10 protein-coding genes and 1 pseudogene are annotated in these 14,282 nt (G+C 37.2%); 6 read left to right on the top strand and 5 right to left on the bottom strand.

Annotation, left to right across the window (positions count from 1 at the left end):
* Positions 1-41: 41 nt before the first annotated feature.
* Complete coding sequence (rimO, locus tag AAC037_RS06470; protein ID WP_339902219.1) at positions 42-1,352, bottom strand: 30S ribosomal protein S12 methylthiotransferase RimO; 1,311 nt, start codon at positions 1,350-1,352, stop codon at positions 42-44.
* A gap of 336 nt (positions 1,353-1,688) precedes the next feature.
* On the opposite strand from rimO, the gene AAC037_RS06465 reads away from it, so the two are divergent.
* Together AAC037_RS06465 and AAC037_RS06460 are read left to right on the top strand one after the other, a co-directional pair.
* Positions 1,689-2,342, top strand: coding sequence for a hemolysin III family protein (locus AAC037_RS06465; RefSeq protein ID WP_339902218.1), 654 nt, complete (start codon positions 1,689-1,691; stop codon positions 2,340-2,342).
* 276 nt (positions 2,343-2,618) lie between these two features.
* Entirely contained in the window at positions 2,619-3,011 is a 393-nt protein-coding gene (locus AAC037_RS06460) for a DUF302 domain-containing protein (RefSeq protein ID WP_339902217.1), read from the top strand.
* Between the two features lie 46 nt (positions 3,012-3,057).
* On the opposite strand, the gene AAC037_RS06455 is transcribed toward AAC037_RS06460, so the two are convergent.
* A complete protein-coding gene (locus tag AAC037_RS06455) occupies positions 3,058-3,729 on the bottom strand; it encodes an FAD-binding oxidoreductase (RefSeq protein WP_339902216.1) in 672 nt (223 codons plus the stop codon).
* A 549-nt stretch (positions 3,730-4,278) separates the two neighbouring features.
* Here AAC037_RS06455 and AAC037_RS06450 point away from each other — a divergent pair.
* Positions 4,279-5,949: a hypothetical protein gene (locus tag AAC037_RS06450; RefSeq protein WP_339902215.1), complete on the top strand. Its 1,671-nt coding sequence runs from the start codon at positions 4,279-4,281 to the stop codon at positions 5,947-5,949.
* Here the strand turns inward: AAC037_RS06450 and AAC037_RS06445 are convergent, their stop codons facing one another.
* Positions 5,950-6,801, bottom strand: coding sequence for an alpha/beta hydrolase (locus AAC037_RS06445; RefSeq protein WP_339902214.1), 852 nt, complete (start codon positions 6,799-6,801; stop codon positions 5,950-5,952).
* Positions 6,802-6,949: 148 nt separating this feature from the next.
* Between AAC037_RS06445 and AAC037_RS06440 the strand changes: the two genes are divergently transcribed.
* Complete coding sequence (locus tag AAC037_RS06440) at positions 6,950-8,089, top strand: DegT/DnrJ/EryC1/StrS family aminotransferase (RefSeq protein WP_339902213.1); 1,140 nt, start codon at positions 6,950-6,952, stop codon at positions 8,087-8,089.
* Positions 8,090-8,229: 140 nt separating this feature from the next.
* On the opposite strand, the gene pgi is transcribed toward AAC037_RS06440, so the two are convergent.
* Complete coding sequence (pgi, locus tag AAC037_RS06435) at positions 8,230-9,876, bottom strand: glucose-6-phosphate isomerase (RefSeq protein WP_339902212.1); 1,647 nt, start codon at positions 9,874-9,876, stop codon at positions 8,230-8,232.
* A gap of 698 nt (positions 9,877-10,574) precedes the next feature.
* Between pgi and AAC037_RS06430 the strand changes: the two genes are divergently transcribed.
* Together AAC037_RS06430 and AAC037_RS06425 are read left to right on the top strand one after the other, a co-directional pair.
* Entirely contained in the window at positions 10,575-12,689 is a 2,115-nt protein-coding gene (locus AAC037_RS06430) for a tetratricopeptide repeat protein (protein ID WP_339902211.1), read from the top strand.
* A 262-nt stretch (positions 12,690-12,951) separates the two neighbouring features.
* Entirely contained in the window at positions 12,952-13,593 is a 642-nt protein-coding gene (locus tag AAC037_RS06425; protein ID WP_339902210.1) for an MCP four helix bundle domain-containing protein, read from the top strand.
* A 12-nt stretch (positions 13,594-13,605) separates the two neighbouring features.
* Here AAC037_RS06425 and AAC037_RS06420 read toward each other — a convergent pair.
* Positions 13,606-14,282: pseudogene (locus AAC037_RS06420) on the bottom strand (sodium:solute symporter); the annotation flags it as partial.

Below are 14,282 nucleotides of genomic sequence, written 5' to 3'. Positions count from 1 at the left end.
AATCTTTTAACATTGGTTTGATAAATAGACCTGAGGAAAGGCTAAATGATTTCTCCGTAAAGGTCAAATTCGGTAGCTTCAGTAATTTTAACATTGACGAAATCCCCCAATCTACAATAAAACTTACTGGCATCTATCAGCACCTCATTGTCCACCTCCACAGAATCATAAGCTGTACGCCCTACAAAACGGCCATTTTCATTTTTATCAATTAACACCTTGTATTCCTTCCCTATTTTCTCCTGATTGAGTTCAAAAGAAATTTGTTCTTGTATTTCCATCAGGCGATTGGCCCTCTCTTGTTTGACTTCCTGAGGCACGCTGTCCTCCAAGCCATAGGCATGTGTATCTTCCTCATGGGAATAGGTGAAAACGCCTAAGCGCTCAAATCGCATGCGTTCCACAAAATCTCCCATCTCTTCAAACTCCTTTTCTCCTTCTCCCGGATGCCCTGTGATAAGCGTGGTCCTAATCGCTATATCCGGGATTTTATTTCGGATTTCATTGATCAACGCCTCCTGCTTTTCACGGGTAGTTCCCCGTCTCATCGTTTTTAACACCTCAGTAGACCCATGTTGCAGAGGTATGTCCAAGTAATTGCAAATATTGTTTCTTTCTGCCATCACTTCCAACACGTCCATAGGAAAACCTGTAGGGTAAGCATAATGCAACCTTATCCACTCTAGCCCTTCTACATCCGAAAGGGCTCGCAATAGATCCGCAAGTCTTCTTTTTTTGTAGAGATCCAAACCATAATAGGTAGAATCCTGAGCGATCAAAAGTATTTCTTTGGTTCCTCCGGCCACTTTGTGTTTGGCCTCTTTTACCAATTCCTCTATTGGGCGAGATACGTGCCCACCTCTCATAAGCGGAATGGCACAAAAAGAACATGGTCTGTCACAACCTTCAGAAATTTTCATGTAGGCATAATGCGAAGCGTGGCTTAGCAACCGCTCTCCTACCAACTCATGCTTATAATCAGCCTTAAATTTCTTCAATAATGCAGGTAATTCCCTGGTTCCAAAAAAGGCATCTACCTGAGGAATTTCATCCTCTAAATCATCCTTATAGCGCTGAGAAAGGCAGCCTGTCACATAAACTTTGTCTACCAAACCTTGATCCTTGGCGGTAGCATACTCTAAAATAGTATTGATAGATTCCTGCTTGGCATTGTCAATAAAGCCACAAGTATTGATAATCACTATATTATTGTCCTCAGCATTTGATTCATGCCTGGCGTCAATACCATTTCCTTTCAGTTGGCTTAATAGCACTTCGGAATCCACGAGATTTTTGGAACAACCCATGGTGATGATATTGACTTTATCTTTTTTTAAGGTTCTTGCTTTCATATCTTCCTGCAAAAGTACAAAATTACCCTGACAACCATTCTATACATCTCACCTTTAGCTAAATGTTATTTAATTATTAAAGACTGCGTTATTATGTAAAGAATCCTTAATCTTCAAAAGGCTTTTATAATTCAGGAAAAGCCTACTTTTGAATCAGTAATACAGCGACAATTTTTTTATTACTCCTTGTAATTTTTTAAAAGGCCACGATCCATATCGAGGCCTTTTTCTTTTTATTCCATTTCTATTTTTTAAAATGCTGATTAACCTACTATCCATCCGGAAATATTGAGGCAAAAACCCGATATTTACTGATTATACTATTAATTGACTACAATGGCCGGACAGGTAGAAAGAAAACAGACACTAAAAGAAGAGTTTGCCAATACACTCACTCATTTGATTGGGATCCTTTTTAGTATTGTGGCCATATCTCTTTTGGTCGTTTTTTCTGTATTGAATGGCACTGCCATGCATGTAGTCAGTTGCTGCATCTTTGGGGCCACCATGTTATTGCTTTATACCTCCTCTACCCTTTATCATGCCATACAATCCACGGAATTAAAACCCCTATTGCGTAGCATTGATCATATTAGCATTTATTTTTTAATTTCCGGAACCTATACTCCCTTATTGTTACTTGGTTTGGGTGGCACCTTAGGCTGGGTATACTTCGGAATTGTATGGACCATTACCGTATTTGGATTGGTTTTTAAAATATTTTTTATTGGGAGATTTGAAAAACTATCCCTCCTATTGTACCTATGCATGGGCTGGATGGCCTTGCTCCTAATAAAGCCCCTAGTGGCCAACCTAAGTACAGAAATCATTTACCTGATTGCTGCCGGGGGTTTGACCTATACTTTAGGTACTATTTTTTATGCCAATAAAAAAATGCTTTACGCCCACGCCATCTGGCATGTTTTTGTTCTTGGCGGGACGGTTTTGCATTTTATAGCGATTGTGTTTCTGATAACATCAGAAAATTAATCTTAGCCAAAGATCTGATAGGTGGATATTAAATGATGGGACAGGGCTAATAAAAACGCCGAAGTTGAACTGGATTATTCCACACTTTTAAAGCTTAATTTAGTAATAGAAGAACAATAAGATTTTATCGCCCAATGGTTATTTAAATTTACGGGAAGATTTCAAACCTATAAACTTGTCAATATAATAGCGAAAACCATCACATTGTAACAAAGGTCACTTTCTTTGGCTCGATCTATGTGTAGTTTTATAGTTGAACCAATAAATGAAACCGTTATGAAATATTATATAAATAAAACACTCGAACCACAATCCTTTTCAGAAGTAAAAGAAAAGGTAACTGCTGCTTTAAAAGAGCAAGGATTTGGTGTGCTTACGGAAATAGATATTCAGGCCACCATGAAAAAGAAACTGGATAAGGATTATTTACCGACAGTAATATTGGGCGCTTGCAATCCCGGTTTTGCAGACAAGGTCTTGACCATAGACCCAAATATGTCGGCCATGTTGCCTTGTAATGTCACCATTAGAGAACTTGAGAATGGTGAAATAGAGGTCTCCGCCATCGATCCCGAGGCGGCCATGGTACCGGTTGGCAAAGAGGAAATCAAACCCCTGGCCAAAGAAGTAAAAGAAAAGCTCGCAAAAGCAGTTGAAGCAGTAAGGTAAAAACAAAGGAGATTCCTAATGGGAGTCTCCTTTTCGATAATAGTCATTACTTCTCAAACACCAGAGCCTCTGGATTTGCCCCTAGATCTTTCAATGCTCCATTTACCGCTTTTATAAAGCCCTCAGGCCCACAAACGTAAAAATGTTGGTGCTTGAAATCGTTGATATTCTCCATCAGGTATTTCTTATCAATCCTTCCTCGATCATAGGCTGAATCTTCTTGATTCTCAATGATATTTTGGAATTTATGCCCTAAAATGGTCTTCAATTCTTCAAATAAAATGATGTCATCGTTTGTTTTATTGGCAAATATCAACTGATTGTTGCCAATTTTATTTTTTTGACGCAAATCGCGTAAAATCGAAATAAAAGGTGTGATTCCTGCCCCTCCTGCTAAAAACACACCCTCGCCCTTGTAGGCAATTGCTCCCCAGGCATCTCCTATTTCAACTTCATCACCCACCTGTGCATTCCCTAATCTTTTGGTAACTCCTTCATGATCATCGTAAGTTTTAATGGTAAACTCCAAATAATCATCTTCTGGAAGGCTGGTAAAAGTAAAAGGACGCTTAACATCCGCCCAACCTTCTTTCAATAAACTCAATTCTGTGGCCTGTCCGGGCACATAAGAATAGCTTTTGGGTTTTTCTATTTTGAAAACAAAAGTATCATGCGTTGCCTTACTTTTTTCTAAAATTTTTAATTGAAAGGATTTCATAGGATTTTTAGTTTTATATGGTATTGACTGTTCTACTAACCACAAACATTAATCCAAAATTTGAATTGCATTTTTTAATAATTCAACCTAGCCAAATCGTGCAAAAAAATCTGCTTTAAAAGTATTCCCATCAATATTCACATGCCAAAAACCCCCATACAAAATTCGAATCAAAGTCAATTGCATTCTCATTTTCCCTTACTGGAAAAGGTTTTAGTGCGAATGGAGCCTTAGCGTTGCCTTTTTCTTGAAATGCAAGATCTTGAATGGATAAATCGTTAACTAAGAGCAAGTATACAAATGGGAGAAGCCAGCATTTTTTCCAGTTCATGTTCCTATCTTATTAATTGTAATATAAATCCATTTCTTTACGAAGATTGATTTTATTGAAACGGATTTTAATCTACGTTTCATTATTATGATCAATCTATATACGAACAGTTATGCTATAATGGATTAATGTAATCATCCTTTGAGCAAACAATGTGACTATTTTGATTGTGATTGTCTATCAAAGCCCTTACTTTAAGCTAAAATAAAAAACTTGAGATGTTCATAGTAATAACGTTCCTACTTCAATGGCTTATAGCTTTGCACTTGCCTTTATCATTAATGCCAACCAATTCCGTCAAAATTGATGATTTTGTGTTAGCATTTGAAAATTTAAATACCCGATCTATCTCCTTATCAACAATAAATTACATACCCTTTGAATCCAAAGGAGGCCACCTTCAAGGCATCCAATTGTATAAAGAAAATACTATCTATCTAAGCGGGAGCTCTGAAGAATTGAGTTATATAGTAAAAATAAACCTTGAAGGTCAATCGAAAGTAATGGCGATTGACACCTTAATGCATTCACCTCTCCGCCATGCAGGCGGATTTCAAATTTTTGAGCATTACCTGGCAGTAGGCATTGAAGACAACAAAAAGCGAAACCTTGCTTATCTTCAAATCTATGATTTAGAATCTCAGGCTCCCTTTGACCAACCCATTTATACCATAGAAAGAAAAGGAGATTTTGAACGGGTTACAGCCGGAGCGGTGGGCATTACCGCTTTTAGAGGTGATATATTGATTTTGGTTGCCAATTGGGACAGTCGGGTACTGGACTTTTATTCCTGCCCCCAGCAGGATTTTTATGATGGGAAAGGACTTTTTACGCTAAAAAATTCCATAGAGGTCAAAAAACAATCTACTGATGAATGGTCAGATCCCAAATGGGAGTCCTACCAAAATTTGAATTTATTTTCTGATAAGAGTCAGCAACTGTTTATGGTCGGTACAGCAAAAAATAAGGATGGAAAGCAAATAGCTGACTTGTTTGAATTACAGCTAGAACCCGCTACACATAAAGTCAAAAAATTAAGTTCGAAAGTTTTTAATACTTCCAAAGGTGTAGATTTTAAAGCTGCTGCAGGTTTAAACATTTCAGATTCAGGGACACTAATATTGGCAGCAGCGCCTTACCAATTGGAAAGGAATACCAACATCGATTTATTCACCAATAACAGTACAAAATTTTCAACTTGGGAAAAAATGCAGGCTTGGGCTTCACCTGACGCCCGACAAGCAGCCGCCGCCAATGAACATTATATTTATGCCATAAACAACCATACCATAAGTAAATATGAAAGGGCTACCGGTAACTTGATCGTGACAAAAAATCTTCCTAATACCAAACATTTAAACAGCGGCTTTTTTTATAAGGACCTTCTCTATTGCGCCCATTCCAACTACCCAAACCAGCCGGATAGTAGTAGTATTCGAATAATTGATCCTGAAAACTTAATTCTGGCAAAGACAATTAATTTGGGAGAGTCAGAAGGAAGCCTTACCTGGATTGTTAAAAACAAAGAACATTGGTATGCCCTTTTTGCCTATTACGGTAAGGACAATCACCTTACTTATCTAGCCAAAATGAATAACAATTGGGAAATAATAGGTAAATGGACATTTCCTAAAAAAATGATAGAGGAGATGGGCAAAATGAGCATTTCCGGTGGTGTGCCTTGGAAAGAAGGTTTTTTGGTTACCGGGCACGATGAAAAGAAACTTTATTATCTAATTTTGCCTAAAACGGGTAAAACCTTAAACTTTATTGAAAAGTATAAAGCACCCTTTACAGGACAAGGAATTGCTTTGGATCCATTAAACGGAGGCCTTGTCGGCATAAATAGAGCTGAAAATACCTTGATTTCCTCCCAGCTAATGCCCTAATCATTCACCTACAGCTTTGACAAAATCAATAACCCATCGAAAGCCCCTACCGGGAGTGTAGACCATTTGAAGCATCATGGGAATATGCCTTTTATTTTTCTGAATTTTGAAATTAGGCTCTGGAACAAACTTCTTGTATTCTTTCATAAACCTATCGGTACCTACTAAAATACTCTCATAGGTTTTCCCACCCATCATGAAAAGCATGGGTGGCATGTCTTCATGCAGAAAGTAGATTGGGGAAGTATCTTTCCACACCTGGGGTGAATCAGTAAAAGTTTTTAAATGAGAAGTACCCGGAGCATAGTTCTTCTCTTTGAGGTAATGGTACATATCTAGGCCAGCGGCATCATTTAAAACGGCCGCAGCAATTGGGCTTTTAACACCAAGACTATCAAAATACTCTTCTCGAATGGAAATCAGGCTTGCTAAGTGCCCTCCGGCAGAATGTCCGGACACCACTATTTTCTCCGGATCACCACCATATTCAGTGATGTTTTCATCCACCCAATTCACCGCCTTGGCAGAAGCTATAGCCATGCTGTGGATTTTATATTCCGGGCTCAAGGGGTAATCAATAATTACAGCAACTATGTTTCTTCTGGCCCACCTTCTGGCAATCAAACTGTATTTTTCTTTGGATCCTGATCTCCAGCTACCGCCATGGATAAATACCAAGACAGGAAGGGCTTCTTTAATCTTTTTTGGCCGGAAAATGTTTAATTTTTTTTCAGGTAATTCTCCCAAATAACCTTCCTCCATATAGGTGACATTTTCTGTAACTGTAATTCCCCTTAAGGAACAGGATTCCCACAAAACAAAGAGAAAAGCATAAATGAACAATCGCATCATATCGCCTTTTTTTCAATATACGTGATAACTACCATAGTAGACCATTCTTTGGGCCCAAGGAAATAATAATAGTGGTTTTTTATTGAGTTTCTTCCAATATATGGTATCTATTCTCACTTGTTAATTATTTTCGTATCCTAATTCATGAATGATACAAATGAAGGACAATTCTCCCATAAAGTTTTTAGACTTAAAAGCCATTAATAAGGCATTTGAACCTGAACTCTCAGACACCTTATTACAAATAAGCAGGAGTGGTCAGTATGTCAATGGAGAAATCTCTACAACATTCGAGAAGAATTTCGCGGACTATATTGGAACAAATCACTGTATTAGTCTAGGGAATGGGACCAATGCACTGGAACTTATCCTTCAGGCTTACCTTATCATGGGTCATTTAAAGGAGGGGGATGAAATTCTGGTTCCTGCCAATACTTTCTTTGCCACATTTTTGGCAATTTCCAATCAAGGGCTAAAACCGGTGGCAGTGGAACCTGAGCTTTATAGTTTCAATATCTCCTCCAGATCCCTTGAACAAAAAATTACAAGAAAATCTCGAGCCTTAGTGTTGGTCCACCTTTTCGGTAGGAATGCTTATAGCGAAGAGATAAGACAACTTATTGACAAGCATCAACTTAAGCTTATTGAGGACAATGCCCAGGCAGTGGGCTGTATATTTAAGGGTGTTAAAACCGGGGCGTTGGGACATGTTGCTGCCCACAGCTTTTACCCTACAAAAAACTTAGGGGCCTTAGGTGATGCCGGAGCCGTCACAACCAACGAGCCCGAATTGGCAAGTATCATTCGAGCCCTCACCAATTACGGTGGCAAGGAAAAGTACAAATTCGAATATATAGGCACCCATTCGAAGATGGACGAAATCCAAGCTGGTGTACTGAATGTAAAATTACCTCATTTAGACAAGTCCAATCGCCGTAGGACTGAAATTGCTGATGCCTACCTCAAAGGAATTGATCCTCAACACGTGACATTACCTATGAAAACTGGCCCAAACCAGGTCCTTTCTCACACCTGGCATTTGTTTACTCTACTGGTAGAAAAGAGGGAGAAATTGATTCAATACTTATCTCAGAATGGAATAGAAACTGCCATCCACTATCCTATTCCACCCCATCTTCAACCGGCTTACCAGAAAGTAAATTTTGGAAAATTGCCCTTAACAGAAAAAATTCATCGAGAAATTATAAGCATCCCCCTTCACCCTGAATTGCGTGATAATGAAATCTCTACCATAATAGATACAATAAACAATTGGGAAGGAAAATGACCAATATACAGTAGGAGACATCTGCTTTGGTGGAAAAAGCCTTCAACTTATAAAAAAAATCCTGACGCAGCAGGTTGTAGCTGCGTCAGGAATTGCATATACCTTATAGATTCTTAGGGTCAATCAACGGTGGAAATTTCTTAACTTTTTCGAAAATCCTTGAAAGCATTGATCAAGCCATTGGTAGAAGAATCATGGGAGGCTATTTCTTCATCGGACTGCAACTCAGGTAGAATTGATTTGGCCATTACCTTTCCTAGCTCAACTCCCCATTGATCAAAACTATAGATGTTCCATATTACACCTTGCACATAAATTTTATGCTCATACATAGCTATCAAAGCCCCTAAGGTCGATGGATTGATCTTTTTCACAAGGATAGAATTGGTAGGCCTGTTTCCTTCAAAAACCCTGTGAGGAGCAATTTTATTGATAACTTCCGGAGACTTACCTTCTTTCTTCATCTCCTCTTTTACCTCTTCTAATGATTTACCATTCATCAATGCTTCTGTTTGTGCAAAAAAGTTTGACATTAATTTGGCATGATGATCACTAACAGGATTATGTGTTTGGGCGGGAGCGATAAAATCGCAAGGTATCATTTGCGTGCCTTGGTGTATCAATTGGTAAAAAGCATGTTGTCCATTGGTACCCGGTTCTCCCCAAATGACAGGCCCGGTAGGATAGTTTACTTTGTTTCCTTCTCTATCGATGTATTTCCCATTGCTCTCCATGTTCCCTTGCTGAAAGTAAGCAGGAAAACGGTGCATGTATTGGTCATAAGGCAGAATGGTTTCTGAAGTGGCTCCCAAAAAGTTGGTATTCCAGATCCCTATTAGGGCCAGCAAAACCGGCAAATTTTTATCAAATGATTCTGACCTGAAATGCTTGTCCATATCGTGTGCTCCCTCCAGTAGTTTCCTGAAATTATCGAAACCTACAGCACAGGCAACAGTCAAGCCTATGGCTGACCATAAGGAATACCTTCCTCCTACCCAATCCCAGAATTCAAACATATTGTTAAGGTCGATACCAAACGCTCTAACTGCATTACCATTTGTCGAAAGGGCTACAAAATGTTTGGCCACCTCAACTTCATTACGGGCTTGTTCCAAAAACCAAGACCTGGCCGTATGGGCATTGGTCATGGTTTCTTGAGTCGTAAAAGTTTTGGATGCGATAAAAAACATCGTAGTCTCCGGATTCACTTGTTTAAGCACCTCTGTGATATGGGAACCATCTACATTAGACACAAAATAAGTTTTGATATGAGGGTGCTGGTAAGGTTTAAGTGCTTCTGTCACCATAACAGGACCAAGATCTGACCCACCAATACCAATATTAACAAGGGATTCGATAGGCTTTCCTGTATATCCTTTCCATACTCCTTTAGATACCTTTTCAGAAAAAACCTTCATTTTTTCCAATACTTCATTAACATCAGGCATAACGTCCTTTCCATCAACGTAGACCGGATCATTTGATCTGTTTCTCAAAGCAGTATGTAAAACGGCCCTACCTTCGGTAGCATTGATTGGTTTACCGGAAAACATATCCTCTATGGCTTCTTTTAAATTTGTCTGATTGGCCAAATCTATAAGTGAAGAGAAAATTTTCTCATTTATTCCATTTTTTGAATAATCAAGTAAAATGTCTTTGAAGCGAACACTGTACTTTCTAAATCGATTGGGATCTTCTTCAAACAAAGATTTTATATCAATTGGAGTGTTAGCAGCTCCAGACAAACTTTTCCAAGCTGCTGTTGAGGTGGGGTTGGTATTTTTCATCGTGTCATCAATTCAATTTTGAACCTTAAAGCTAAAAATAAAATTCAAGCAATTAAAAAAGTAATTCAGTGAATTGTTAATTCACGTGGCTATCCTAAAATTCAAATTAATTTCACCTGCTTGATTTGCTGTACAATTGGTATGTAAATTTCTCTTAAACAATACCAATTTCATAAAAAAGCAGCCTTATGTTTTAAAAATTCAACTGAGCCCTTTCTTAATCTATTTTAAAAAGTTACCTTAAAGAGAAAAGACTTGGAAATATTTAAACCTCATCCATTAATAAACTACAAAATCTATATGGTGTAAATAAGGTAAAAACTTTAAAACCCCTTAAATTTTATTTAATAATTAATATTTTAACAATAACTTTGTCGTTCTTTTGAACAACAAAAAAGCTCTTCAAACCAACTAAAGAAGGACAAATAAGATCAAGAAGCAGATAAGATAGGAATAGTAAAACATTACTATTCACTCAAGGTTAATAAACAGGAATTGAGGATTTGGTACCAATCGCTATTTGGCATATATACCGGCTTTTACTCTAAGATTGGTGAAGTAAAACTATACTAATTAACATTGACTTTCTTTACCATTATTCTAGTTAAAAAACATTCCTCAGGCGCGAATTTTCATACAACTGTTTATTACTGCACACGATTAACTATTCTGTTTATAACTTAAACAAACAATAACCTTTGGCTGCGTTATTTAATTATAAAATTATTTTTCCCATTGCTGCAATGCTGTCAGTGATGTTTGCAACGCATTCCTTATGGGCTCAAACCGACACCATTCAATCCCAAATTGATCAATTACAGACATTAGAAAATCGAGAAAACTTTTTCCCTACAGCTGATTATATTGACCAATTGAATCGATTGGGTGAAATTTATTACCATAGAAACCCGGACAGTCTTTACTTATTGGCCATGAAAAGTCTAAAAGCAAGCGAGCAGATAGACTATACCATCGGCAAAATAGATGCTTATAGAAACATTGGAGCCTATCACAATCTTAAAGGAGAATACACTCAAGCTTTAAGTTATTTTGAAGAAGGCTTAAATCTCGCTGAAAAGGAAGAGTATTGGCTAGGTCTAGCGAATCTCTACAATAGTATGGGGCTAAATGCTTACGAAAAGGGAAATTATACGAAGGCAGTGACCCATTATTTACAAGCCCTTAAAATCAAAGAAGAACATTTGTCGGAATTTGAGCAAAGCAAAACTTTAAGCAATCTAGGTTTAGTATTCATGGATGTTGGAAATATTGAAAAGGCCTTGGAATACCATACTCGCGCACTAAAAATCCGAGAAGTCTATAACGACCAAACAGGCATCGCTTCATCAAGAATAAACATCGCTTTAATTTACAAGGAAAGAGGGGAATTGAAAAAGGCAATGACACAGTTAGAAGCTACTCTTGAGCTAGGCATAAAGATGAACAATAAGCAACTGATTTCTGTAAGTTATTTTAATTTGGGTGAACTTTTTCTTATTCAGGGAGAAAACCAAAACGCATATGTAAATTTTGAAAAGGCCTATGTTGTGGATAAAGAAAGGGATGACCGTGTCGGAATAGGTTACGATTTACTTGGCATGGGAGAAGCCCGGTTAAACATGAACCAACTCCATGAAGCCAAGCAAAACATAGAAGAAAGTCTTGAGATTTTTGTTGAAAGTGATATCAATAGTAATATTGACAAAAGTCACTTGTTGCTTAGTAGGATTTATGAGGAAATGAATGTTTATGCTCAAGCACTACATCATTTTAAATTGCATAAACTGTACCAAGACAGTATCATGAGTTCAGAAATAAATGAGCAAATTCAGGAAATTAATGCAAAATACGAATCTGAAAAAAAAGAAACAGAGTTTCTTCAACAACAAAAAGAGAAAGACCTCTTGAATGAAAACAGGATGGCCCAAAATATTCGAAACGGGGTTTCGATCATCCTTGTCATTTTATTGATCGCTTTTATAATCGCTATTCGGTCAATTAAAGCTCAGACAAAAGCCAAAGTAATTGTAACCAAGCAAAGGAATGAATTTGAGAAATTAAATAAAAAACTATTACATCAGAAAAATGAGAATGAAAAAATAACCAAGCAATTGTTTCAGGTAAATGAAACGAAAGACAAAATCTTCAGTATCGTTGGACACGACCTCAAAAGTCCGATCACTAGTTTAAAAGGGCTAATGCAATATGTGGTAGATGAAAATTTAGAACAAAAGGAATTTTTATTGGTATCCAAACAATTGCGAAATGAAGTTGAACAAGTTCATTTCACGCTCGTTAATTTATTAAACTGGGCGAAAGGTCAAATGAAAGGAATAGTAACAGCGCCTGCCGACATATCCTTGCACCAGTTGGTAGAACAAAACATTAGCTTAAACAAGCCGATATCAAAAAACAAAAACATTGAAATTATAAACCAATTAGAGGAAAACACGATTTGTTATGCCGACAGGGATCAAATAAGCTTGGCTTTAAGAAATGTGCTAAACAATGCCCTGAAATTCACTCCAAAAGGAGGTAAAATTATTATTTCAAGTAAAAAATCAAACCAGGGTTTTTGGGAAATCTCAATAAAAGACAACGGTATAGGCATGAATGAAGAAATATTAAAAAATGTATTTTCAAAAGAATTGGCCAATAAGCAACAATATGGCACAGAAGGTGAGAAAGGAACTGGTCTGGGTTTACATTTAACAAAGGATTTTATTGAAAAAAATGGAGGGGAGATAAATGTAATCAGCAAGCCCGGTAAAGGGACCACATTCACTTTCACCATCCCGTCAGCACACTTTTGAAGGAAAGAAATCTTGTCCTCTGAAATATTGTACCCTTTAGTTGATAAAGCAAAATTTAATGCTTTAATTAATCATTAAATTATACAGCAATTCAGTAATAATAATCCCAAAAATAGGATTCTCCTAAATAAAAAAAGAGAAGCACAATTAAAAATGGCTATCATTAATAGACCGGTTTAGTAATACGATATCAAAAAGATTTTCCATTTAGTCCTTTGAAGATCAATTTAAAATTTTAGCAATTATTTAATATTAATGAAAAATGACACGAAAAACGTTTTTAGCTTTCAAGACAAAAATAGCCATTGCATTAATTCTCGTATTGTTTCTCATTTTCGCTAAAAGTTTGGTTGATAAAAGCAACGTAGACGAATTGGAGGCTTCATTTGTAACCGTTTATGAAGACCGATTGGTCGTGCAGGATTATATTTTCAATATTACTGAATTACTTTTTCGAATGCGATTACTGGTAGCAAATACCGAATCTATGGACCAATACATGTCCGTTAAAACCCAGGTAATAGACTATCACGAACAAATTCTGGCTATTATTTCCGGCTTTGAAAGAACATACCTGACCCCCAAAGAAGAGAAATACCTCAATGACTTTAAGCATTTGGTTTCAGAAAAACTTGAGATACAAAGTTATTTCAGCAACCAAGTAGCTACAGAAAACAACTATGAAAACAGCGTTCAAAGATTTAATTCGGACTTCGAGCGTGTTTTTAATGATTTAAGAGAGCTTTCTAAAATCCAGCTTTCTGAAGGAGAAAAACTCACCAACTTGAGTTACCGTATCAAAGCCAGATCAGACATTTGGTTACAATTTGAATATGCCGTACTGTTTATCCTGCTAATCATCATCAGCATGTTGATCTACTCTTCAAGAGGAATTTCAGATTAATCAAAACTAATTTTATTCATTCTTTTTATTGGCTAATGCAGAAAGTAAAAACCCTACCAAGAAAATAACAATGGTACCGAAAACGATGGTAAGGTTGGCATGAAAGGTACTTCTGAACCTCATGCCTTCTTCCAGAATTACCGGAGACAAGCTCATCCAAGCAATCACCAATACTCCTAAAGCAACGCCTATGGCGGCATATTTTTTTTTGATGTTTTTACCGATAAATCCAAGCAGAAACAAGCCCAGAATACCTCCACTAAATATGGCCGACAAAGCCCACCAGGCATCCAGAGCACTTTCCACCCCATTGAAGGCAATGGCTACAATAATCGCCAATAAACCCATCACAAAGGAGGAGAAAAGCAATACTCTCATTTCTGACTTCCCATTCACATCAGGAGCTATATATCTTTTGTAATGGTCTGTAAGGATTATGGTGGCAGAACTATTGATACTGGTGGAGATTGTACTCATTCCTGCCGCAAAAATAGAAGCAATAAGTAACCCTGTCATCCCTACAGGCAAACCACTAACAATGAAATAAGGAAAAACTTTATCCGCTTGGGACAGATCACTAAATTTTTCAGGTAACAATTCCGGCATCGCTTGATAATAAGCAAAAAGCGCAGTACCAATAAAGAAAAACAGAAGCGATACCGGGACGTATAATAAGCTTCCCAATAAGG

Source organism: uncultured Cyclobacterium sp. (assembly GCF_963976465.1).
In the GTDB taxonomy this organism is placed as follows: Bacteria; Bacteroidota; Bacteroidia; order Cytophagales; family Cyclobacteriaceae; genus Cyclobacterium.
This window is presented reverse-complemented; position numbering and strand designations above follow the sequence as displayed.